The sequence below is a fragment of the Pseudomonas sp. PB101 genome (genome assembly GCF_009764265.1).
Taxonomy (GTDB): domain Bacteria; phylum Pseudomonadota; class Gammaproteobacteria; order Pseudomonadales; family Pseudomonadaceae; genus Aquipseudomonas.
Genome location: NZ_RWIR01000092.1, coordinates 360,418 through 382,396, shown reverse-complemented (window position 1 = coordinate 382,396; position 21,979 = coordinate 360,418). Strand labels below are relative to the sequence as shown.

At 61.7% G+C, this 21,979-nt stretch carries 19 protein-coding genes; 9 read left to right on the top strand and 10 right to left on the bottom strand.

Features of this window, described 5'->3' with window-relative positions; translation table 11 throughout:
* Positions 1–69 precede the first annotated feature (69 nt).
* Positions 70–360 carry a hypothetical protein gene (locus EI969_RS29230; RefSeq protein ID WP_160390748.1) on the bottom strand — a complete coding sequence of 97 codons (291 nt, stop codon included), beginning with the start codon at positions 358–360 and terminating at the stop codon, positions 70–72.
* 425 nt (positions 361–785) lie between these two features.
* Here EI969_RS29230 and EI969_RS29225 point away from each other — a divergent pair, with 425 nt between their 5' ends.
* The 3 genes from EI969_RS29225 (at position 786) to EI969_RS29215 (ending at position 4,534) form a co-directional block, all read left to right on the top strand.
* Positions 786–2,756, top strand: a complete 1,971-nt coding sequence (locus EI969_RS29225) for an ATP-dependent DNA helicase RecQ (RefSeq protein ID WP_160390747.1) — start codon at positions 786–788, stop codon at positions 2,754–2,756.
* Between the two features lie 68 nt (positions 2,757–2,824).
* Positions 2,825–4,051, top strand: a complete 1,227-nt coding sequence (locus EI969_RS29220; protein WP_160390746.1) for a 3-hydroxyacyl-CoA dehydrogenase — start codon at positions 2,825–2,827, stop codon at positions 4,049–4,051.
* Between the two features lie 60 nt (positions 4,052–4,111).
* Positions 4,112–4,534, top strand: a complete 423-nt coding sequence (locus tag EI969_RS29215; RefSeq protein WP_160390745.1) for a thioesterase family protein — start codon at positions 4,112–4,114, stop codon at positions 4,532–4,534.
* A 66-nt stretch (positions 4,535–4,600) separates the two neighbouring features.
* Here the strand turns inward: EI969_RS29215 and EI969_RS29210 are convergent, their stop codons facing one another.
* The 4 genes from EI969_RS29210 to EI969_RS29195 all read right to left on the bottom strand — a co-directional run bounded on the left by EI969_RS29210 (position 4,601) and on the right by EI969_RS29195 (position 9,611).
* Positions 4,601–5,092, bottom strand: coding sequence for a glycine zipper domain-containing protein (locus EI969_RS29210; protein ID WP_160390744.1), 492 nt, complete (start codon positions 5,090–5,092; stop codon positions 4,601–4,603).
* 354 nt (positions 5,093–5,446) lie between these two features.
* Positions 5,447–7,795 (bottom strand): FdhF/YdeP family oxidoreductase, encoded by a 2,349-nt coding sequence (locus EI969_RS29205; RefSeq protein ID WP_160390743.1) that lies wholly within the window; start codon positions 7,793–7,795, stop codon positions 5,447–5,449.
* Positions 7,792–8,631, bottom strand: a complete 840-nt coding sequence (gene fdhD / locus EI969_RS29200) for a formate dehydrogenase accessory sulfurtransferase FdhD (RefSeq protein ID WP_160390742.1) — start codon at positions 8,629–8,631, stop codon at positions 7,792–7,794. The genes EI969_RS29205 and fdhD overlap by 4 nt, the downstream gene beginning before the upstream one ends.
* A 92-nt stretch (positions 8,632–8,723) precedes the next feature.
* On the bottom strand, positions 8,724–9,611 hold the full coding sequence (locus tag EI969_RS29195) for a LysR family transcriptional regulator (RefSeq protein WP_160390741.1): 888 nt from the start codon (positions 9,609–9,611) through the stop codon (positions 8,724–8,726).
* A 129-nt stretch (positions 9,612–9,740) separates the two neighbouring features.
* Between EI969_RS29195 and lysM the strand changes: the two genes are divergently transcribed.
* Positions 9,741–10,181 carry a peptidoglycan-binding protein LysM gene (lysM, locus tag EI969_RS29190; RefSeq protein WP_160390740.1) on the top strand — a complete coding sequence of 147 codons (441 nt, stop codon included), beginning with the start codon at positions 9,741–9,743 and terminating at the stop codon, positions 10,179–10,181.
* A gap of 126 nt (positions 10,182–10,307) precedes the next feature.
* Here the strand turns inward: lysM and yrfG are convergent, their stop codons facing one another.
* On the bottom strand, positions 10,308–10,970 hold the full coding sequence (gene yrfG / locus EI969_RS29185) for a GMP/IMP nucleotidase (RefSeq protein ID WP_160390739.1): 663 nt from the start codon (positions 10,968–10,970) through the stop codon (positions 10,308–10,310).
* Positions 10,971–11,058: 88 nt separating this feature from the next.
* Between yrfG and nudE the strand changes: the two genes are divergently transcribed.
* Together nudE and cysQ are read left to right on the top strand one after the other, a co-directional pair.
* Positions 11,059–11,625: an ADP compounds hydrolase NudE gene (nudE, locus tag EI969_RS29180; RefSeq protein ID WP_160390738.1), complete on the top strand. Its 567-nt coding sequence runs from the start codon at positions 11,059–11,061 to the stop codon at positions 11,623–11,625.
* On the top strand, positions 11,622–12,449 hold the full coding sequence (gene cysQ / locus EI969_RS29175; protein WP_160390737.1) for a 3'(2'),5'-bisphosphate nucleotidase CysQ: 828 nt from the start codon (positions 11,622–11,624) through the stop codon (positions 12,447–12,449). The genes nudE and cysQ overlap by 4 nt, the downstream gene beginning before the upstream one ends.
* Positions 12,450–12,562: 113 nt before the next feature.
* On the opposite strand, the gene EI969_RS29170 is transcribed toward cysQ, so the two are convergent.
* From EI969_RS29170 to rfbC, 4 genes are all read right to left on the bottom strand, one after another.
* Positions 12,563–13,018: a YiiD C-terminal domain-containing protein gene (locus tag EI969_RS29170; RefSeq protein WP_008003181.1), complete on the bottom strand. Its 456-nt coding sequence runs from the start codon at positions 13,016–13,018 to the stop codon at positions 12,563–12,565.
* 40 nt (positions 13,019–13,058) lie between these two features.
* Positions 13,059–14,453, bottom strand: a complete 1,395-nt coding sequence (locus EI969_RS29165; RefSeq protein ID WP_160390736.1) for a sigma-54 dependent transcriptional regulator — start codon at positions 14,451–14,453, stop codon at positions 13,059–13,061.
* Entirely contained in the window at positions 14,450–16,258 is a 1,809-nt protein-coding gene (locus EI969_RS29160; protein WP_160390735.1) for an ATP-binding protein, read from the bottom strand. Before EI969_RS29160 ends, EI969_RS29165 begins: the two co-directional genes overlap by 4 nt.
* A gap of 81 nt (positions 16,259–16,339) precedes the next feature.
* Positions 16,340–16,885 (bottom strand): dTDP-4-dehydrorhamnose 3,5-epimerase, encoded by a 546-nt coding sequence (gene rfbC / locus EI969_RS29155; protein WP_160390734.1) that lies wholly within the window; start codon positions 16,883–16,885, stop codon positions 16,340–16,342.
* 177 nt (positions 16,886–17,062) lie between these two features.
* Between rfbC and EI969_RS29150 the strand changes: the two genes are divergently transcribed.
* The 3 genes from EI969_RS29150 to EI969_RS29140 all read left to right on the top strand — a co-directional run bounded on the left by EI969_RS29150 (position 17,063) and on the right by EI969_RS29140 (position 21,814).
* Entirely contained in the window at positions 17,063–19,975 is a 2,913-nt protein-coding gene (locus EI969_RS29150; protein WP_160390733.1) for an aminotransferase, read from the top strand.
* Between the two features lie 275 nt (positions 19,976–20,250).
* The gene (gene aguA / locus EI969_RS29145; RefSeq protein WP_160390732.1) at positions 20,251–21,357 is read left to right on the top strand and encodes an agmatine deiminase; all 1,107 of its coding nucleotides are present in this window, start codon (positions 20,251–20,253) and stop codon (positions 21,355–21,357) included.
* 244 nt (positions 21,358–21,601) lie between these two features.
* A complete protein-coding gene (locus EI969_RS29140; RefSeq protein WP_085717852.1) occupies positions 21,602–21,814 on the top strand; it encodes a hypothetical protein in 213 nt (70 codons plus the stop codon).
* Positions 21,815–21,979: the final 165 nt, after the last annotated feature.

Here is a 21,979-nt window from a genome sequence, read left to right as displayed (position 1 = left end):
TTGAGCAGGTCGCACCGCGTTACGTTCATCGCTGGCAAGCCAGCTCCTACAGGGGGTTGTGGTGATGGTTCAGGTGGTGAGTTTCGGCAAACGCTGTCGGGCAATGTCGAGCATGTCGTTGCCATCCTGGGTCAGCAGGTACAGGGCACTGACGATCTTGGGGATGTCGCTCGCATCGGCCTGTTTGAAACACGTGCAATAAAGGGTTTCGAGCAGGTCGCTGGCGGCGCGGATGCGTTGTCGGGCGGCATCGAGGATCTCGTAGGGGTCGGCCTCGGTGTCGATGACCAGCACCGGGGTTTCGCTGTAGCGGGTCTTGAGTGGGTGGTAGCGGGCTGTCAGTGAGTCAGGGTTTTTCATTGAGTGGATCCTGTGCGAAATCGGCAAATGTTCCCGGCAGGCCGAGACACTGTTTTCAGCCGCGCTGGAAACTATAGGAGGGTATGGCGTTGCGGAACAAGACGGCTGAGATCGACAGGCTTTGTAAGGGTTTTGTCATATTTTGAGGAAAGGGACTACACGCTGCTGCTGGTTTTTTAACGTGACTTGGCTGGAGGTAAAAATGCCTACAACGCTTTCAGCCGCTTCGCAGTCAGTCTCGGGAGAGGGGCTCTCGGACAGCGTCGGGCATTTCGAGTTTTGCGGTGGGTGAGTTGCCCGATTCCTCAAGCCCTTCCAGCCATCCGCTGTATCATCCCGTATCGTTTTGCCCCCGACCTTTTCTCGACTCGCTGCGATCGCTGGCTAGGCTTCTGACACCGCAGCAGTCAACGGAGTGACAGCTTATGCACAACACCCTGGAACAGGTTTTCGGTTATCCACAGTTTCGACCCGGTCAGGAGGCGGCCGTCAGTGCCGTGCTGGCCGGGCGTTCGGCGGCGGCGATTTTCCCCACCGGTTCCGGCAAATCCCTTTGCTACCAATTGCCGGCGCTGTTGCTGCCGCACCTCACGCTGGTGGTCTCGCCGCTGCTGGCGTTGATGCAGGATCAACTGGCGTTCCTGCAACGCCACGGCATCTCGGCGGGCAGCATCGATTCGGCGCAGAGCCGCGATGACGCCAGCGATGTCATGGCGCGTGCCAGGTCCGGCGAGTTGAAGATTCTGATGATCTCGGTGGAGCGCCTGAAGAACGAGCGTTTTCGCCATTTCCTGCAACAAGTTCCGATCTCGTTGCTGGTGGTGGACGAGGCGCACTGCATCTCCGAATGGGGACATAATTTTCGCCCGGACTACCTCAAGCTCCCCGACTATCAACGCCAGTTCAATATCCCTCAGGTGCTGCTGCTGACCGCAACGGCGACGCCCAAGGTCATCGCCGACATGCAGGCAAAATTCGCCATCGCCGCCGACGATGTGGTGACCACCGGTTTCTATCGCCCGAACCTGAATCTGCTGGTGGAGCCGGTGCGCGCAGCGGATAAACGCAGGCGTCTCGTCGAGTGGATGAGCCAGCGTCCGGACCAGCCGGGGATCGTCTATGTCACGTTGCAGAAAACCGCCGAGCAGATCGCCGAACACCTGAACCGCAACGGCATTCAGGCCGAGGCCTATCACGCCGGCTTGCCCCATGAACAACGGGAAGCGATCCAGCGTCGCTTCATGAGCGGACAGTCCAACTGCATCGTCGCCACCATTGCCTTTGGCATGGGCATCGACAAAAGCGACATCCGCAACGTGGTGCATTTCGACCTGCCCAAATCCATCGAGAACTACAGTCAGGAAATCGGCCGCGCCGGGCGTGACGGGCAACCGTCGGATTGCCTGGTGCTGGCCAACCGCGACAGCCTCAACGTGCTGGAGAACTTCGTCTACGGCGACACGCCGGAGCTGGATGGCATCCGTTGCGTGCTTGACGAGATGCAGGCCACAGCGCCCGAAGGGCAGTGGGAGTTCCTGCTGGGGCCGTTGGCCGACCAGAGCAACATTCGCCAATTGCCGCTGAAGACCTTGCTGGTGCAACTCGAATTGCGCGGATTGATAGCACCGCGCTACGCGTACTACGCCGAGTACCGCTTCAAGTACCTCGAAGAGCCCGAGGCGTTGTTGGCGCGTTTCGAAGGCGAGCGCAGGGATTTTGTCGCAGCGATCATCCAGACCTCCAGTCGCGCCCGGACCTGGGCCACGGTGAATTTCGAGGCGTTGTACGCGCAGCATCAGGCCGAGCGCAATCGGGTGGTCAAGGCGCTCGATTACTTCCAGGAGAAGGGGTGGGTGGAGCTCGAAAGCAAGCAGATGACCGAGGTCTACAGCGTGCTGCAAAACGGGTTCGACAACGTCGCGTTGAGCGAGGAACTGCACGGCTATTTCACTCGGCATGAGCGCACCGAGGTCGCGCGGATTCACGCGATGCTGGATCTGTTCGCCACCGACCGTTGCCTTGGCTATCGCCTGGCCGAGTATTTCGGCGACCAGAATGCTCCGCAGCAGTGTGGCCATTGTTCGGTGTGCCATGGCCAGGTGGCGCGGCTACCGGCACCGCCGGAGCTGCCGGCGCTTGTGGATAAGAATTTCGTGGCGCTGTGTGGCGGTTTTATCCACAGGCACGAGCAGCACACGGGCAGCTTGCCCTCGGCTGAGCGCGTGACTCGGTTTCTGTGCGGGATCAGCGTGCCGTTGTTTACCAAGCTCAAGGCGCGCTCGATTTCCGGGTTTGCGGCGCTGGAGGATTATCCGTATGCCGAGGTGCGGGAGTGGGCGCACAGGCATCTGGCAGGGTTACATCCATCCGCTGAATGTTGCTCATCACAGGAATAAATTTCAAAAAAGCCCGGTGGCTGACTATGGTGGTGGCTGTCTTCGGATCGCCAACAAGAGAACAAAACATGAGCCAGACACCGTCGAATATTCAGCGCGCCGCCGTCATCGGCGCGGGCACCATGGGCCGTGGCATTGTCATGTGCCTGGCCAACGCCGGAGTGGCCGTGCAGTGGGTCGACAACAATCCGCAAATGCTCGAGCAAGCCCTGGCAAGCGTGGCGGACACCTATGCCCACAGTGTGCGTCAGGGCCGCATTGATCAGGGTGAAGCCGATGCTCGAGTCGCGCGTGTAACCGCGGCCGATGGTTATGTGGCCATCCGCGACGTCGACCTGGTCATTGAAGCGGTGTACGAGAACCTTGAGCTCAAGCAGAAGATTTTCCGCGAGCTCGATGGCCTGCTCAAACCTGAAGCGATACTGGCGAGCAATACTTCGGCGCTGGACATCGACGCTATCGCGGCGGCGACACGTCGGCCGCAGCAAGTGCTGGGCCTGCATTTCTTCAGCCCGGCGCACATCATGAAGCTGCTGGAAATCGTCCGTGGCGCGCAGACTGCACCGGCAGTCCTCGACGCGGCGCTGGCGCTCGGCCAGCGCATGGGCAAAGTCAGTGTGGTGGCGGGCAATTGCGATGGTTTCATCGGCAATCGCATGCTCAATACCTACGTGCTTGAAGCGCGCAAAATGCTGCTGGAGGGTGCTTATCCCTACCAGGTGGACGCAGCGCTGCAAGGCTTCGGTTTCGCCATGGGGCCGTTCCGCATGTTCGACGTGGTGGGCGTCGACCTGCAGTGGCGCTCACGGCAACTGTCCGGGGTCGGGCAGGACGCGCCGGAGGTTCAGGTGGATAACCGGTTGTGCGAGATGGAGCGTTTTGGCCAGAAGAGTGGCAACGGTTTTTACCACTACGAGCCGGGCAGTCGTCAGGCCGAGCACGATCCGCAGGTCGACGCACTGGTGCTGCAAGTCAGTGAGGAACTGGGGTTCCAGCGCCGCGAGATCGGCCCGCAGGAGATTCTCGAACGCTGCTTGCTGGCGCTGGTAAACGAAGGCGCGAAGATCCTGCAGGAAGGTGTTGCCGGATCGGCTCACGATATCGATCTGGTCTATCTCAACGGTTATGGTTTCCCGGCCGACAAGGGCGGGCCGATGGCCTGGGCCGATCAGCAAGGGCTGGCGGATATCCATCGACGCTTGATGGACCTTGAGACGTGTCAGGGCGCTCACTGGCAATCGGCGCGGTTGATCGGGGAACTGGCGGCGGCGGGCAAGGGCTTCGCTGACAAGTGATCGATGAAGGCAACGCGGTTTTCGCCTTAGACTGGCGAACCCACTCAGGAAGCAACGCTAATGCCGCAACGCACCGACTACCCGCACTTCCAGCCCATCACCACCCGCTGGCACGACAACGACGCCTACGGTCACGTCAACAACGTGACCTATTACAGCTTCTTCGATACGGCGGTGAACACTTACCTGATCGAAGTCGGCGGCCTGGATATCCACGACGGTGAGGTGGTGGGGTTCGTGGTGAGTTCGGCCTGTGATTACTTTGCTTCCATTGCTTTCCCGGACCGCATCGAGATCGGTCTGCGGGTGGGCAAGTTGGGCAACAGTTCGGTGCAGTACGAACTGGCCGTGTTCAAGCAAGGGGAGGATGAAGCCTGCGCGGCAGGGCGCTTCGTGCACGTGTTTGTCGATCGGGCGTCGAATCAGCCCGTGGCGATTCCGCCAGGGTTGCGCGGGGCGCTGGAGCGTCTGGTGGCTCAGTAAGGCAAAAAAAATCGCAGCCCTTGGGCTGCGATTTTTGTTGTACCTGCCAGCGAGGCGCTCGAGGCCTTAGTCGCGGTAGTACTTGTGGTGCTTCTTGCGATGGCCATAGGCATGACCACGGCCCGGATGGCCGTCACGGTAGTAACGGCGATCACCATGGCCGCGATACGAACGACGATCGTCGTCGTCATCATTATCGTACTCTTTGCCCATGTAGTTACCCAGCGCGCCACCGGCGCCGCCGCCTGCTGCTGCGCCGATCAGGCTGCCGGTGGTGCCGCCCACGCTGCGGCCAACCACGTTACCGCCCGCTGCGCCCAACGCACCACCAATGGCCGCTTCGCCACGGCTGTGCTTGTTTGCGCCGACGGCACTACCACCCGCGCCGCCCAGGGCCGCGCCGATGGTGGAACCTGTACTGCCGCCTAACGACTGACCGACGACCGAGCCCAGAACCCCGCCCAATGCGCCGCCTACACCGGCTTCGGTGGTGCCGCCGGCAGAGGCAATGCCACTGACCAGGCCAAGGGACAACAAGAGAATCGAGGAGAACTTCATGGAGGAACCTCAAGGGGATGACGGCGCGATCCTGAGGCTCTGGAATGGGCGTGACAATCGAAATCCGACGAATAACACGACTTGTATACAATATTGCAAGTTACTGTTTTTTGGGCGGAACTTAACGTTTTTTTGCCGGTCTTTTACTTATTCGCAAAGGCCGTTTTCGTGAGGAAACGGCCTTTTTTGTGGGCGAAAGGAAAGTGCAGGGTCCGGAGTTTTTGGTGATTGGTCTGGCCCCATCGCGAGCAAGCTCGCTCCCACAGGGATTTCAGTCGAACGCAGATTATGTGAACAACAGAAAAAGACTGTGGGAGCGAGCTTGCTCGCGATGGGGCCAGTTCAGACAACACATTAAGCAGACCTGGCCATGATCAGCCCGGTCTCACTCGCCGCTTCCAGCCGGATCGCCACGAATTTCGACGTCGGCGTATGGCTGCCATCCCCGACGCTTTCCAGCGGCACCAGCGGATTCACTTCCGGATAGTACGCAGCCGCCTGCCCGGCCGGGATATCGAACGCCAGCAGCGTGAAGCCTTTCACCCGACGTTCGACGCCATCGTCCCAGAGCGAAACGATGTCGGCCTTCTGCCCCGGTTTGAAGCCAAGGCGAATGATGTCGGCCTCGTTGACGAACAACACGTCGCGCTGACCTTTCACGCCGCGATAACGGTCGTTGAGGCCATAGATCGTGGTGTTGTACTGATCGTGGGAACGCATTGATTGCATGATCAGGTCCGGCAGCACACCGGTGGCGCGGGTGCGTTCGTGCACCAGGTCTTTGGGCAGTGCGTTCGGACGGAAGTTGGCCCGGCCCGAGGCGGTGCTCCACTTGCGCGAACCGGCGCTGTTGCCCAGGTAAAAGCCACCCGGGTTCTTGATCTTCTCGTTGAAGTCCTTGAAGCCGGGAATGGTCTCGGCGATCAGGTCGCGGATGCGCCGGTAGTCGGCCACCAGCCAGTTCCAGTCCACGGGATGGCTGCCCAGGGTCGCGGCGGCGATACCAGCCAGGATCGCCGGTTCCGAACGCATCTGGTTCGACAACGCCTGCAACTGACCGTTGGAGGCGTGGACCATGCTGAACGAATCTTCGACGGTCACCGCTTGCGGGCCTTCGGTCTGGATATCGATGTCGGTGCGGCCCAGGCACGGCAGGATCAGCGCGTCCTTGCCGTGGGTCAAATGGCTGCGGTTGAGCTTGGTGCTGATCTGCACGGTCAGGTCGCAGTTTTGCAGGGCCTGGAAGGTGCGCGGGCTGTCCGGCGTGGCTTGGGCGAAGTTGCCGCCCAGACCGATGAAGACTTTCGCCCGGCCTTCGGCCATGGCATGAATCGCCTCGACCACATTGTGCCCGTTGTGGCGTGGCACCTTGAACTGGAAGCGGCGCTCCAGGGAATCGAGGAAGGCTGCCGGCGGACGTTCGTTGATGCCCATGGTCCGGTCGCCCTGCACGTTACTGTGGCCCCGCACCGGGCACAGGCCGGCACCCGGGCGGCCGACGTTGCCGCGCAGCAGCATCAGGTTGGCGATTTCCTGGATGGTCGCCACCGAATGGCGATGCTGGGTGATGCCCATGGCCCAGCACATGATGACGTTCTTGCCCTTGGCGTACATGCGCGCCGCTTGCTCGATCTCGACCAGGGTCAGGCCGGACTGCTCGACGATCTGCTCCCATGGCGTTTCGTCGATGACCGCCAGGTACTCCAGCACATTGGCGCTGTGTTCATTGAGGAAGTCATGGTCGAACACCGCTGGCGCACCGGTTTTCTGTGCGTCGCGTTCCCACAGCAAAAGGAACTTCGCCATCCCGCGCATGATCGCCATGTCACCGCCCAGGGCGGGGCGGAAGAATGCGGTGTTGGTCGGCTCGGAGCCGTTCATCAGCATTTCGATCGCGTGCTGCGGGTGCTGGAAGCGTTCCAGGCCGCGTTCCTTGAGCGGGTTGATGCACACCACTTGCGCGCCGCGCTTCACTGCTTCACGCAGCGGTTCAAGCATGCGCGGGTGGTTGGTGCCGGGGTTCTGGCCCCAGACGAAAATCGCATCGGCGTGTTCGAAGTCGTCGAAGGTCACGGTGCCTTTGCCGACGCCGACACTTTGCGACAGCGCCACACCGCTGGCTTCGTGGCACATGTTCGAGCAGTCGGGGAAGTTGTTGGTGCCGTAGGCGCGCACGAACAGCTGGTACAAATATGCCGCTTCGTTGCTGGCGCGGCCCGAGGTATAGAACTCGGCCTGGTCCGGGCTCGACAAGCCGTTCAGGTGTTTGGCGATCAGCGCGAAGGCGTCGTCCCAACTGATCGGTTTATAGCGGTCGGTTTGTGCGTCGTAGCTCATCGGCTCGGTCAGGCGACCCTGGTATTCGAGCCAGTAGTCGCTTTGCTCCAGCAGCGAAGTGACGCTGTGCTTGGCGAAGAACGTTGCATCGACACGGCGTTTGGTCGCTTCCCAGTTCACCGCCTTGGCGCCGTTCTCGCAGAACATCACCATGCCCTTTTCCGGGGAATCGCCCCAGGCGCAACCGGGGCAGTCGAAGCCACCGTTCTGGTTGGTCTTGAGCATGATGCGCAGGTTTTTCAGGGCGTTGTCGCTGGTCAACCAGGCCTGGGCCACACTGATTAACGCGCCCCAGCCACCGGCAGGACCTTTATAGGGCTTGTAGCGAGGAACAGGGGTCTGGTCGGCTTGACGGTGTTGACTCACGCTTGTTTCTCCAACGTTGGGCTGTAGACCCGCGGCGCATTCTTCTGTGGCAGATGGATGAGGTTGAGGTTGTGGCGGCGCGCCCATTGCACGGCAAGGCCGGTGGGCGACGACAGGCTGACCAGCGTCTGGATGCCGGCGCGCAGGACTTTCTGGATCAATTCGAGACTGCAGCGGCTGGTGACGATCGCCAGCCCGCCGGCGGTCGGGATGTTCTGGCGGACAAGGCCGCCGATCAGCTTGTCGAGGGCGTTGTGCCGGCCGATGTCTTCGCGGCCCATCAGCAACTCGCCCTGATCGTTCATGAACACCGCGGCGTGCACCGCACCGCAATGCTGGCCCAAAGGCTGGAAGGCGCCGATGCGCTGGCGCAGGCCATCGAGCCATTTAAGGGGTGGCAGCGGGGCGCCGGGCAATACCTGAAGGTCCGGCAGGGCCTGCTCGACCGCCTCCACGCCGCACAGCCCGCAACCGCTGGTGCCGGCCAGTTGTCGACGCTGCTGCTTGAGGTTCCAGAAGGCGCGGTTGGCGATGGTCACTTGCGCGTATTGCGCCGAGCCCGAGCCGGTCAGTTGCAGGTCGTAGATGTCCGAGGCGTCCTGGATGATGCCGCTGCCCAGGCTGAAGCCGACAATGAAGTCTTCCAGATCCGTCGGCGTTACCAGCATGACCGCCTGGCTGATGCCGTTGTAGGCAATCGCCAACGCGACTTCCTCGGCCAGCGCGGTGCTGTCCGACTCCGAGTATTCAAGATTGCTGTAACTGTACGTCTGGCTGGCGGCGGGCGCGGGCGTTTCGAGGGCAGGCGCCGCGCAGGAAGGGCGCTTGGTGTTCATGGCATCACCCACGGTTTGATCAGCTTTAAGACTAGGCGCGGCAACTTGTCGCGTCTAATCGCTATTACTGATCTACCGATAGATGCCGTCGATCAAGCGCCGGTCGGTGATTGTTGGTAAATCGCGAAACAGGCCTCCGCCAAGGCCGAGCGTGGCGCGCTGCGACGCATGATCAGCCCCAGGCGGCCGAGGGTCTTGGCGCTTTCGATCGGTTGCAGGCGCAAGTGTTCGGTCAGGCCTTCGAGGCCGCCGTCCAATGGCATCACGGCGCAACACAGGCCGCCGTGCACGGCTTGCAGCAGTTGATGGACGGCATCGGTCTGCAGCAGCGGTTGTGGGGTGAGGCCGCGGCTGTGGAAGTTATGGTCGATGGACTGGCGAAAGTGCATGCCGCTGGTGAGCATGCCCAGTGGCAGTTCGATCAATGATTCCCAGCTCAGCGGCGCCTCGCCAAAGGTGAAGTAGCGTTGATCGTAGAGCAGGCCCATGCGGGTTTCACTGAAGGCCAGGGAGTCGAAGTGTTCGGCGTCGAGGCGCTCCAGATAGGAAACACCGAGGTCCAGGCGATTGCTCGCCAGTTGTTCGAGGATCTGTTCGGAACTGAGCGCTGACAATTCAAAGCGCAGGTTCGGGTGTTCGGCGTGCAGGCGTTGCAGCAGTGGCAGCGGATCGAAGCTCGACAGCGGCACCATGCCCAGGCGCAACGTACCGACCAGATTGCCGCGACAGGCGGCGGCCTCGGCATACAAGCCGTCATAGGCCGCCAATACCGTGCGCGCCCACGCCAGCACTCGCTCGCCAGGCGCGGTAAAACCTTCGAAGCGCTGGCCGCGATTGACCAGCGGCAGGTCGAGTTCTTCTTCCAGGCTGCGCAGGCGCATGGACAGGGTCGGCTGGGTGATATGGCAGCGTGCGGCGGCCTGGCCGAAATGCCGGGTTTCGTCCAGAGCGATGAGGAATTTCAGCTGCTTGATGTCCATCTTCGCTCCGGCGTTTGGGAAGGTGCGGATTCTATCGCAAGCGGGGTCATTGGTCGGGTTGGATTCGCAAGTGACTGCTGTGGTCTAGGCTTTTGCGTCTGGAACCCCCAAACCCAAGGAGAGTGCACCATGAGTCTTTTGAGCTTTGTGAAAGAAGCAGGCGAAAAGCTGCTGGATTTGCTGACGCCAGGCAACGCCAATGCCAGTGAGCAATTGAAAGAACACATCAGCAAGGTCGGCCTGGGTAATCCGAACGTGCAGGCGACAGTCGATGGCGACAAGGTCACGGTGACTGGCGAAGTGGCGAGCCAGGAAGAGAAGGAAAAGATCCTGTTGGCGGTGGGTAATATTGCCGGGGTTGGCAGCGTGGATGATCAGATTACGGTGTCCGGGCCGGTGGTCGTTGCGGCGAAATTTGTTGTGGTCGAGAAGGGTGACACCCTAAGCGCCATTTCCTTGCGCGTGTATGGCGATGCCAACAAGTATCAAAAAATCTTCGAAGCCAACAAGCCGATGCTCAAGGACGTGAACAAGATCTATCCGGGGCAGTCGTTGCGGATTCCTGAGTAAGTCGTCAAACCGCGTGATGGCCATCGCGGGCAAGCCACGCTCCCACAGGAATCGCGTCGTTCGCATTCATCGTGAACGACTCGGATCCTGTGGGAGCGGGCTTGCCCGCGATGCGGACAACTCGGTCTAGAGCCCGGCAATCAAATCCCGATAATCCCCGACCGCCGCAAACTCCGCCGTGTCCTTCGGCCCCTTGCGGCTGTCCGGCTCGCGCACGGCCAGCAAATGCGCCACGCCAAAGTCCCGTGCGCTGCGCAGGATCGGCAAGGTGTCGTCGATGAACAGGCTGCGCGCCGGATCGAACCCGATATCGGCTTGCAGCGCATCCCAGAACTGCTGGTTTTCCTTGGGGAAACCGTAGTCATGGGAGCTGATCAAGCGCTCGAAGTACGGCGCCAGTTCGATTTTTTCCAGCTTCAACGACAGCGCATCCCGATGGGCGTTGGTGATCAGCACCACGCGCTTGCCGGCCCGTTTGATCGCGGCGAGAAAAGTGTCGGCGTCCGGGCGCAGGGCGATCAGATGCGCGGTTTCCAGTTTCAGGTCGCGCACCGACAGCTTCAGTTCGGCGCTCCAGAAGTCCAGGCAGTACCACTGCAACTGGCCGGCATTGCGCTCGAACAAAGGCTGCAGCTCCATCTCGGCCATGGCCCGGCTGACCCCGTGCAGTTCGGCGTAACGCTGGGGCAGGTGCTCCATCCAGAAGTGGTTGTCGAAATGCAGGTCCAGCAGCGTGCCGTCCATGTCCAGCAGAACGGTATCGATGTCGGACCAGGGTAGTGAAGGCATGGCAACGTCTCGGGCAGTAGATAGATTTCTGGCGTAAACAAACGGGAAAGCCGCGTTATAGTAGCGCGTTCACGCCAAGGAGCTTTGCATGCGCCAGAAACCCACCATACTCGCCCGCGAAATTGTCGCCACCAGTCGATTGTTCTGCGTTGAAGAGCTGAAGTTGCGCTTTTCCAACGGCGTGGAGCGCACCTATGAGCGGCTGGTCGGCAAAGGTGCCGGGTACGGCGCGGTGATGATCGTGGCGATGCTCGATGCCGAGCACGCGGTGCTGGTCGAGGAGTATTGCGGCGGCACGGATGAATATGAAATGTCGCTGCCCAAGGGCTTGATCGAGCCGGGCGAAGACGTGCTGGCGGCGGCCGAGCGTGAACTCAAGGAAGAGGCTGGTTTCGGCGCGCGGCAACTGGAGCACTTGACCGAGTTGTCGTTGTCCCCCGGTTACATGAGCCAGAAGATTCAAGTGGTGCTGGCTACCGACCTCTACGAAGCGAGTCTGGAAGGCGACGAGCCAGAGCCTATGCGGGTCGACAAGGTCAATCTGCGGGAACTCTCGGCGCTGGCGCAAAACCCGCAATTCACCGAAGGCCGTGCCTTGGCGGCGCTGTATCTGGCCCGCGACCTGTTGACTCAGCGCGGAGCGTTCCAGTCATGAATTTCCCGCATCCGTTGATGGCACCGGTCATCGAGCTGGCCTTGCAGGCCGGTGAGGCGATCCTGCCGTTCTGGCGCACAGGCACCGCCGTTACGGCGAAGGCTGATGATTCTCCGGTGACCGCTGCCGACCTGGCCGCGCACCACCTGATCCTGGCCGGGCTGACGGCGCTCGATCCGAGCATCCCGGTGCTGTCCGAAGAGGACGCCAACATTGCGCAAAGCGTACGTGCCGGATGGCAGCGCTGGTGGCTGGTCGATCCATTGGACGGCACCAAGGAGTTCATCAGCGGCAGCGAAGAATTCACCGTCAACATCGCCCTGATCGAAAACGGTCGAGTGGTGTTCGGCGTGGTGTCGATGCCGACCAACGGACGTTTCTATGTTGGCGGTGCCGGCCTCGGTGCCTGGCGTGGCGATAAAGGTGGCACGCCGGTGGCGATCAAGGTGCGTGATGCGCTGGCGCCAGGCGAGTCGTTCACCGTGGTGGCCAGCCGTCGCCATTCGAGCCCGGAGCAGGAGCGTTTGCTGGCGGGGCTGAGTGCGAGCCTTGGCGAGCTGCAACTGGCCAATATCGGCAGTTCGCTGAAGTTTTGCCTGCTGGCCGAAGGGGCGGCGGATTGTTATCCGCGCCTGGCACCGACTTCGCAGTGGGATACGGCGGCGGCGCAAGGTGTGCTGGAAGGCGCGGGTGGTGAGGTGCTGGAGTTGAGTGGTGAGCCGTTCAGTTATCCGGCGCGGGAGTCGCTGTTGAATGCGTTCTTCCTGGCGCTGCCGGCGAAGGCGGCGTGGCGCGAGAAGCTGCTGGCACTCGCTTCCCTGTAGGAGCTGGCGTGTCGGGTCGCCGCATCGCAGCGAAGCGGTGTGTCAGGCACACCGCGTTGCATCATTCGCCAGCAAGCCGGCTCCTACAGAGGCAGAGGCAGAGGCAGTGGCGTTTAGCGGTGCAGCACGTACTGCCCGACAAACCTCACCGCATCCTCATCACGGCCTTCATTGACGACCCGCGTATGCAGGGTCAACCGCGCTCGGCTGTAGCGCTGGAAGGTGGTCAGGAATTTCTTCCAGATCACCGGATCCGGCGCCTGGCAAATGGCGTTGGCATCGCCCGTCACCGGCAGCGGATAGCTGATCTGCCCTTCCTGAATCACGATGTGCCCGTCGGTAATGCCTTCTTCCTTGAGGCGCAGATGCAGCCAGCCCCAACCGGCCAGGACCGCGCCGCAATACAGGCTGCCGCCGAACATGGTGCTCTTGTGGTTGACGTTGGCTTCCAGCGGCAAGTGCAGGCGCAGTTGCTGGTCATGCCAGTCGAGCACTTTGAGGCCCATGTCCCGGGTGAGGGGAATGTCGTGATGGAGGACTGATTCCAGTTGTCGACTGTCGCGGCTCATTCAGGGACCTCTTGCGTGAAGTGGATGATTGGACGTTAGCTCAGTCGAGGTCGTCAGGGTGGGCCGGGGCGCCACTGTCCGAGAAGCTCAAACCGTGTTTGCGCAGTTTGTCGTGCAGAGTCTTGCGCGGAATGCCGAGGGCTTCGGCGACGCTGCGCACGGAGCTGTGCGAGCGCGCCAGTTCGGCGGCGATGAGGGTTTTTTCGAAGTTCTCCACTTGCTCGCTCAAACCGCCGCTGACGACTTCGACCCTGTTGCAGGCGCTGCCATCCGGAGTGCCGTTGTCGAGGGCCAGTTCCAGCCCGAGGGCAAACCGCTCGGCGGCATTCTGCAGCTCGCGCACGTTGCCCGGCCAGGTGTGGCGCAGCAGCAAGGCACGTTGCCCCGGTTGCAGTTCATGGGGCGGCAAGCCGTGGCGGGCACTGGCTTCATCGGCAAAATGCTGGAACAGCATCAGTGCATCTTCGCCGCGTTCGCGCAGCGGTGGAATCCGCAGCGGCGCAACGTTCAGGCGGTAATACAGGTCGGCGCGGAAACGCCCTTGATCCGCGGCCTGACGCAGGTCTTCCTTGGTGGCGGCGATGATGCGGATGTCCAGTGGGATCAGCTGATTGCCGCCCAGGCGTTCGACCACCCGCTCTTGCAGCAAACGCAGTAGCTTGACCTGCACATCCAGGCTCATGCTTTCGATTTCATCGAGGAACAAGGTGCCGCCATTGGCGAATTCGAACTTGCCGATGCGGCGTTTCTGCGCGCCGGTGAAGGCGCCGGGTTCGTGGCCGAACAGCTCGCTTTCGACCACTGACTCGGCCAGGGCACCGGCGTTGATCGCCACGAACGGACCGTTGCGGCGGCTTGATAGATCGTGCAGCGCCCGGGCCACGACTTCTTTGCCGGCGCCGGTTTCGCCGAGGATCAGCACATCGGCTTTGGTCGCGGCCAGGGCGCCGATCTGCTCGCGCAGGCGCAGCATCGAAGGTGAGTGGCCCACCAGGCGGGCGCTCAGTTCATTGCGGTCGCTCAAGGCCAAGCGCAGGCTGCGGTTGTCCAGCACCAGCCGGCGCAGGGCCAACGCCCGGCGCACGCTGTCGAGCAGGGCGTCGCTGGCAAACGGCTTTTCCAGAAAGTCATAGGCCCCGGCGCGCATGGCCTGCACCGCCAGCGGCACATCGCCGTGGCCGGTGATCAACAGCACCGGCAGCTCCGGGTCCTGGGCGTGCAGTTCGCTCAGCAGTTCCAGGCCGTCCATGCCGGGCATGCGGATGTCGCTGACCACCACCCCAGGCCAGTCGCGTTCAAGTTGCGCGGCCAGGCCCTTGGCTTCGGCCAGCGGCAGGATCTTCAGGCCGGCCAGATCCAGCGTCTGGCTCAGGGCCTGGCGCAAGTGGGGATCGTCGTCGATCAACACGACCTGAATGCGGTTGTCGATGGTCATGCACTTCGGTCCTCGGACGGTTGCAGGCTCACGCCCGGTGCGCCTGCGCGCAGCTTCAGGGTAATCAGGGCGCCGCCCTCCTTGTGATTGGCGAACGACAGTTCACCGCCGAAGGCGCGCATCAGGGTTTCGCAAATCGCCAGCCCTAAGCCAAGGCCTTGGGTGCGGGTCTTGGTGGTGTAGAACGGCTCGCTGGCACGCCCGAGGGCTTCCATGCAAAAGCCGGGGCCATTGTCGCGAATGTACAGGTTGACGCCTTCGGCCGTGGATTGGGCACTCAGCCAGAGTTTACGTGGCGGGCCTTTTTCCGTCAGGGCATCCAGGGCGTTGGCCAGCAGATTGCCGAGTACCTGGCGCAGGCGGGTTTCCCCGGCCTCGACCCACAGGGTGGCGGCGGGCAAGTCGCGGATCAGTTCGACTTCCATGCTGCGTCGGCGCTTGGCCAGCAAGGCCAGGGCATCGTCCAGCGCCGGTTGCAGGGCGACGCTTTCCGGGGCATGCCGGTCGCGCCGGGCAAAGGCGCGCAGGTGGGCGATGATCGAAGCCATGCGCCCGGTCAGTTCGCTGATCAGCTTGAGATTGCCGCGGGCATCGTCGGTGCGCTGGTGATCGAGCAATACTTCGGCGTTTTCCGCGTAGCTGCGAATTGCTGCCAGCGGTTGATTGAGTTCGTGGCTGATGCTCGCCGACATGGTGCCCAGTGCCGACAATTTGCCGGCCTGCACCAGATCATCCTGGGCGCGGACCAGCTCCTGCTGGGCCTGTTCGCGCTCCAGCACTTCCTGTTTCAGGCGCCGGTTCAGGCCTTCGAGATCGCTGGTGCGCTCGGCGACCCGGCCTTCCAGTTCGCGGCGGGCCTTGCCTTCGAAGTCGATGCGTTCGAGGTAGTGGCGACGGCGCTGCATCATCAGTCCAAGCAACAGCATCAGCACCAGCAGGGTTGCACCGCCGATGGCCACCACCGTGCGCACCGGGCGGTCGATCAAGGTTCGCGGGGCGAGGATGCTGACATTCCAGCCGGTTTCGGCGATTGGCTGGGTCTGGGTCAGCCAGGCATTGGGATTGAGCTTCAGCGGTTTTGGGTCGCGGGTCGGATAGGGCTGGATCGCGGTGATGGCCTTGCTTTCGTCCTCGCTCAACGGGCGGGTCGAGCGAAATCGCCACTCCGGTCGCGAGGTGAGGATGACCACGCCGTTGTGATCGGTCAGCAGCAGTTGTTCCGGGGTTTTGCCCCAGAGGCTTTCGGTGTGGTCGAGGTCGACCTTGACCACCAGCACGCCAACGATTTTTTCGCCGTCGCGCACCCCGGCGGCGAAAAAGTAACCGCGCTTGGCGGAGGTCGTGCCCAGGCCGAAAAAGCGCCCGAGCCGCCCGGCCATGGCTTCGCTGAAATACGGCCGGAAGGAAAAATTGCGCCCGACGAAACTGTCGTGCTTGTCCCAGTTGGAGGCGGCCAGGGTCTTGCCGGTGGCATCCATCAGGTACATGACTTCAGCGCCGGTCTGGGTCGCGATGTTTTTCAGCAGTCGGTTGGCATTGCCCTGGGTGACGCTATCGTCCGGCGCCCCGACTACGGCACGCAGGGCCGGCAGGTCGCCAAGGATCTGTGGCAACACTTCATAGCGATGCAGGGTGCCCAGCAGGTTGGCGACATAGAGGTCGAGGGTCTGGCGATTCTGGCTGGCCAGCTCGCTGCGGTAATAGCGCTCGGCCAGATGCTCGAGCGGCCACAGCAACGGCGCCAGGCACAGTGCCAGCAGGGCCAGGCTGCGCCAACGGGGTCTGGGAGGAAGGGTCGGTTTCATGAGCAGCATGCGCCTGTGGGTACAGGCGCATTATGCCTAGGCTTGTCCGCCTTGGGTCAGCGGCATCTTGATGGGCGAGCGTCAGGCAAAGACGTCGGCGTCCTTGAAAAATACCCCGGCCTGATCTTTCGCCGACAGCTGCGGCGTGCCTTGCAGTTGCCAGTCGATGGCCAGGTCCGGGTCGTCCCAGCGAATGCTGCGCTCGGCCGCCGGCGTGTAGTAGTCGGTGGTTTTGTACAGGAACTCGGCAAACTCGCTCAAGACCACGAATCCGTGGGCAAAACCTTCCGGGACCCAGAGCTGGCGATGATTGTCGGAGGACAGGCGCACGGCGACCCATTTACCGAAGTGCGGCGAGCTGCGACGGATATCCACGGCGACGTCCAGCACTTCACCTGCCGTGACGCGCACCAGTTTGCCCTGGGTATTTTCCAGTTGGTAATGCAGGCCGCGCAGCACGCCCTTCTGCGAACGGGAGTGGTTGTCTTGAACGAATTCAGTTTCCAGTCCGGTGGCTTCCTTGAAGGCCCGGGCATTGAAACTCTCGTAGAAGAAACCACGTTCGTCACCAAAGACCTTGGGTTCGAGGATCAGAACACCGGGCAGGTCGGTGGTCACAACATTCATGGTGGCTCTCCAGCAGTGTGCGTTTAATGGCCGCCATTCTTGCGCAAAGTGCTGATCGAGGCGAGTACCAGAACAAAGCCCGCTTTCACCAAATGGCGCCATGCCGGCCCCGGGGGGTTGCGTATCGCCCGAAGCAGTGGCGATATAGGCGCCTAATAAAATTTCAGGGGTCGTTGTATGCCGCTCGCCACGTTGATTCATCGCGCCAGTTTGCCCAGCCCGCAGGTGTCTGCGCAGCAGGCGCTGGAACTGCTGGAAGAACATTACGGGTTCAGTGGCAAGTTGCAGGCCCTTGGCAGCCAGCAGGACCTGAACTACCGAGTCGACAGCGACCGCGGGCGTTTCGTCCTGAAAATCTGCCGTGGCGACTACGCAGTGGTCGAGCTCCAGGCACAGCATGCCGGGCTCAAGCATCTGGGCGAGCACCCGGATGTGCATGTGCCGCGTGTCATCGCGGCGAAAAACGGCGCAGACCTGCTGTCTCTGGAGGTTGCTGGCCAGGCAGTCCACGTTCGCCTGCTCGATTACATCGAAGGCCAGCCGCTGACCAGCCTCGAGTATTTCAACCCGACGGTGGTGGCCGGCTTCGGTCGTCTGTGCGGTGAAATGGACCTGGCCCTGGCGGACTTCGACCATCCGGGGCTGGTGCGAACCCTGCAATGGGACGCCCGCCATGCTCACGCCCTGATCGCGCACTTGCTGCCGGTGATCAAGGATGAAGCCCGGCGCAAACTGATCGTCGAAGCGTCCGCGCAAGCCGAGCGGCATTTGCAGCCACTGGAAGCCAGATTGCCGGTGCAGGCCATTCACATGGACATCACCGACGACAACGTGGTGTGGCAGCGTGATGTGCAACGCCATTGGCAGCTGCAAGGCGTGATCGATTTCGGCGACCTGGTGCGCACCTGGCGCATTACCGATCTGTCGGTGACCTGCGCCGCGCTGCTGCATCATGGCGAGGGCGATCCGTTCTGCATTTTGCCGGCAATCCAGGCCTATCACGCGGTCAATCCGTTGCAACACGAAGAACTGCTGGCGCTGTGGCCGCTGATCGTCGCCCGTGCGGCGGTGTTGGTGCTCAGCGGCGAACAGCAGGTCAGCATCGATCCGGGCAATGCCTACAGCCGCGATAACCTGGTCCATGAATGGGAAATCTTCCGTGTGGCCACGTCGGTACCGTTGGCATTGATGGAAGCGGCGATCCTCACGGCCGTCGGCCAGAGTCTTGCGGCCATCGGCAGCGAGGGCTTTGCGCCGCTGTTGCCGAGCCTGGTGGGGCGTGAGTTCGCCCTTATCGACCTGGGTGTGCTCAGCCCGCATTTCGAGGCCGGGAACTGGGAGCAGGAGGGCGTCGATCAGCGCCTGTTGGATGAAGCAGCCGCGGCACATGGCCTGGCGGCCAGTCGTTACGGACAGTACCGGCTGTCCCACACCCGCCCTGACAGCGACGTTGAGCCTGACACTTGCCCGTTGCATGTCGAGTTGCGTGTGCCGCTGGGCACGGCGGTCGAAGCGCCGTTTGCCGGGGTGGTGCATCACCCGTCGGCGGGCGTGCTGCAACTGGACGGCCCGCAATTGAGTGTGCGGCTTTGGGGCGTCACGCCGTCGCTGCACAGCGGCGCGGCACTGGTCAAAGGCCAAGTGCTGGGCTCGGTCAGCGGACCTTTGCTCGTACAGTTGTGCCGTGGCGCGTCGATCGATGCGCCGTTGTTCTGCACGCCATCGCGCGCCGCCGCCTGGCAGGCACTGTGCCCGTCACCGGCGGCTCTGCTGGGGCTGGCGTGTGACGCCGAGCCGGAACTCGACGGCGCGACCTTGCTGGCCCGGCGCGATGCCAGTTTCGCCCGCACGCAAAAACATTATTACGTCGACCCGCCGCGCATCGAGCGTGGCTGGCGCAACCATCTGATCGACATGCAGGGCCGTTCCTACCTCGACATGCTCAACAACGTTGCGGTATTGGGGCACGGCCATCCACGCATGGCGGCGGTCGCCAGTCGCCAATGGTCGTTGCTCAACACCAACTCGCGCTTCAACTATGCGGCCGTGGCCGAGTTCTCCGAACGTTTGCTGAAACTGTCACCGGACGGCATGGACCGCGTGTTCCTGGTCAACAGCGGCAGCGAGGCCAACGACCTGGCGATTCGCCTGGCGTGGGCCTACAGCGGCGGGCGCGACATGCTCAGTGTGCTGGAGGCCTATCACGGCTGGACGGTGGGCGCGGATTCGGTGTCGACCTCGATCGCCGACAACCCCAAGGCCTTGAGCAGCCGCCCGGACTGGGTACACCCGGTGACCGCGCCAAACACCTATCGCGGTGAGTTCCGTGGCCCCGACAGCGCGCCGGATTATGTGCGCAGCGTCGAACACAACCTGGCGAAAATCGCCGAGCAGAAACGCCAACTGGCCGGTTTTATCTGCGAGCCGGTGTATGGCAATGCCGGCGGCATTTCGCTGCCACCGGGCTATTTGCAACAAGTCTATGGCATGGTCCGGGACCGGGGCGGCGTGTGCATCGCCGATGAAGTACAGGTCGGCTACGGGCGCATGGGCGATTTTTTCTGGGGCTTCGAAGAGCAGGGCGTGGTGCCGGACATCATCACCATGGCCAAGGGCATGGGCAACGGCCAGCCACTGGGCGCGGTCATCACTCGCCGGGAAATCGCCGAGGCGCTGGAAGCCGAGGGTTACTTCTTCTCGTCCGCCGGCGGTAGCCCGGTCAGTTGCCAGGTCGGCATGGCCGTGCTGGATGTGATGGAAGAAGAAAAACTCTGGGAGAACGCCCAGGTTGTTGGCGGGCACTTCAAGCAGCGTCTCGAAGCCTTGATCGATATTCATCCGTTAGTGGGTGCGGTGCACGGTTCCGGTTTCTACCTGGGTGTCGAACTGATCCGCAACCGCGAAACCCTGGAGCCGGCCACCGAAGAAACCACCGCACTGTGCGATCGCTTGCGTGAGCTGGGGATCTTCATGCAGCCGACCGGCGATTACCTGAACATCCTCAAGATCAAGCCACCGATGGTCACTTCACGGCAGAGCGTGGATTTCTTCGTGGACATGCTGTCGAAGGTGCTCGCGCAAGGGCTGTAAACACTGACCTCTGTGGGAGCGAGCTTGCTCGCGATGAGGCCATGTCAGTCACAGTTTTTTCGACTGAATGACCGCTATCGCGAGCAAGCTCGCTCCCACATGGAGGGTGGTGTTAGTTCGATTGATATCGGCTTTTCATCGATTGTTTTTGTGTTGCTGGATGTATGGTGCTTTAAAAGCCGATATTTATCGGATATAAAGTGGCACAGTCCACGGCGTGTACCACTGCGCTTCCAATTTTTTCAGGTATCAAAGCCATTCCGGAGTCCTGAGCCATGACCACGTTGAACAGCACCCCTCGCGCCGACGGCTTCTACATGCCAGCCGAATGGGCACCCCAAACCCAAACCTGGATGATCTGGCCCGAGCGCCCGGACAACTGGCGCCTGGGTGGCAAGCCGGCGCAAGCCGCGCACGTCGCAGTGGCCAAGGCCATCGCCCGTTTCGAACCGGTGACCGTGGCGGTTTCCGCCGGCCAGTACGAAAACGCCCGTGCCCGCCTGGACGTACCGAATATCCGCGTAGTGGAAATGTCCAGCGACGACGCCTGGGTCCGCGATACCGGCCCGACCTTCGTCATCAACAACAATGGCGAAGTCCGTGGCGTGAACTGGGACTTCAATTCGTGGGGCGGTTTTGATGGCGGCCTGTATTCGCCGTGGAACCGTGACTCGCAGGTCGGCGGCAAGATCCTCGAGATCGAGCGCAGCCCGCGCTACCGCACCGAAGGTTTCGTGCTGGAAGGCGGCTCGATTCACGTCGATGGCGAAGGCACCCTGATCACCACCGAAGAATGCCTGCTCAACCGCAATCGCAACCCGCACATGAATCGCGCGGAAATCGAAGCGGTGCTGAGTGCGAACCTGGCTGTGGATAAAATCATCTGGTTGCCGGACGGCTTGTTCAACGACGAAACCGACGGCCATGTGGATAACTTCTGCTGCTACGTGCGCCCGGGTGAAGTGCTGCTGGCCTGGACCGATGATCCACAGGACCCGAACTACCCGCGCTGCCAGGCGGCGATGAAAGTGCTGCAAAGCAGCACCGACGCCAAGGGTCGCCCGTTCACGGTGCACAAGATGCCGATTCCGGGTCCGTTGTTTGCGACCGAGCAAGAGTGCGCCGGTGTCGATCCGGTCGATGGTACTCAGGAACGCAACCCGACGGTTCGTCTGGCCGGTTCCTACGTGAACTTCCTGATCGTCAACGGCGGCATCATCGCGCCGTGCTTCGACGACCCGCAGGATGGCCCGGCCAGGGAGATCCTGCAGAGCCTGTTCCCACAGCATGAAGTGGTGATGGTGCCTGGTCGCGAACTGTTACTGGGGGGCGGCAATATTCACTGCCTTACCCAGCAGCAACCGGCGCCGCACAAAGAGTGAGTGAGGTTGTAACAGCTTGAGTTGATTGCGAAATTCCTCAAGCTGTAAATCCGCCTCCGACATTGCACAGAGCCCGCAGCCCTTCAGGGTTGCGGGCTTTTTTGTATCCACTTGGCCACACTTCAGAAACCTTGGCACAGCTCTTGTATCTCTGCTGGTGTAACTCGGGGGAGGGGAGGACTTCGATGTTCTGTCATAAACCTTGGATAAGTTAGCCGCTCACAAACCGGGAGAGAGCGCTGAAATGAACGCCGAAGTGAATGTGGTGAGCGACAAGGCGTTGCATCCCCTGGCCGTAAACAGCGAATCGCTCCAGATTCTGGCGCACTGGTTCAAGTCCAATGGAACGCGTCAGATCAGCGAAACTGATCCGCGCCGGACGATGATCGAGCGTTACCCTGCTGGCTTGTTCAGCGAGGCGGAACTGGATGCGTTGTGGGATGTGATGGAAGGATAAGAAGAACAACAACGGATTGATAAAAAAGCGCTGCCGGGATGGCAGCGCTTTTTTTTGTCCAACGGTTTTGCCGCCAGACCTCCTGTAGGAGCTGGCTTGCCAGCGATGAGGTCATCACATTCAACATCAGTGTTGAATGAAAAATTGCCATCGCTGGCAAGCCAG

Coding starts and splice junctions, on each gene's coding strand:
- EI969_RS29230 (WP_160390748.1), bottom strand. CDS start 360: ATGAAAAACCCTGACTCACTGACAGCCCGCTACCACCCACTCAAGACC.
- EI969_RS29225 (WP_160390747.1), top strand. CDS start 786: ATGCACAACACCCTGGAACAGGTTTTCGGTTATCCACAGTTTCGACCC.
- EI969_RS29220 (WP_160390746.1), top strand. CDS start 2,825: ATGAGCCAGACACCGTCGAATATTCAGCGCGCCGCCGTCATCGGCGCG.
- EI969_RS29215 (WP_160390745.1), top strand. CDS start 4,112: ATGCCGCAACGCACCGACTACCCGCACTTCCAGCCCATCACCACCCGC.
- EI969_RS29210 (WP_160390744.1), bottom strand. CDS start 5,092: ATGAAGTTCTCCTCGATTCTCTTGTTGTCCCTTGGCCTGGTCAGTGGC.
- fdhD (WP_160390742.1), bottom strand. CDS start 8,631: ATGAACACCAAGCGCCCTTCCTGCGCGGCGCCTGCCCTCGAAACGCCC.
- EI969_RS29195 (WP_160390741.1), bottom strand. CDS start 9,611: ATGGACATCAAGCAGCTGAAATTCCTCATCGCTCTGGACGAAACCCGG.
- lysM (WP_160390740.1), top strand. CDS start 9,741: ATGAGTCTTTTGAGCTTTGTGAAAGAAGCAGGCGAAAAGCTGCTGGAT.
- yrfG (WP_160390739.1), bottom strand. CDS start 10,970: ATGCCTTCACTACCCTGGTCCGACATCGATACCGTTCTGCTGGACATG.
- nudE (WP_160390738.1), top strand. CDS start 11,059: ATGCGCCAGAAACCCACCATACTCGCCCGCGAAATTGTCGCCACCAGT.
- cysQ (WP_160390737.1), top strand. CDS start 11,622: ATGAATTTCCCGCATCCGTTGATGGCACCGGTCATCGAGCTGGCCTTG.
- EI969_RS29170 (WP_008003181.1), bottom strand. CDS start 13,018: ATGAGCCGCGACAGTCGACAACTGGAATCAGTCCTCCATCACGACATT.
- EI969_RS29165 (WP_160390736.1), bottom strand. CDS start 14,453: ATGACCATCGACAACCGCATTCAGGTCGTGTTGATCGACGACGATCCC.
- EI969_RS29160 (WP_160390735.1), bottom strand. CDS start 16,258: ATGAAACCGACCCTTCCTCCCAGACCCCGTTGGCGCAGCCTGGCCCTG.
- rfbC (WP_160390734.1), bottom strand. CDS start 16,885: ATGAATGTTGTGACCACCGACCTGCCCGGTGTTCTGATCCTCGAACCC.
- EI969_RS29150 (WP_160390733.1), top strand. CDS start 17,063: ATGCCGCTCGCCACGTTGATTCATCGCGCCAGTTTGCCCAGCCCGCAG.
- aguA (WP_160390732.1), top strand. CDS start 20,251: ATGACCACGTTGAACAGCACCCCTCGCGCCGACGGCTTCTACATGCCA.
- EI969_RS29140 (WP_085717852.1), top strand. CDS start 21,602: ATGAACGCCGAAGTGAATGTGGTGAGCGACAAGGCGTTGCATCCCCTG.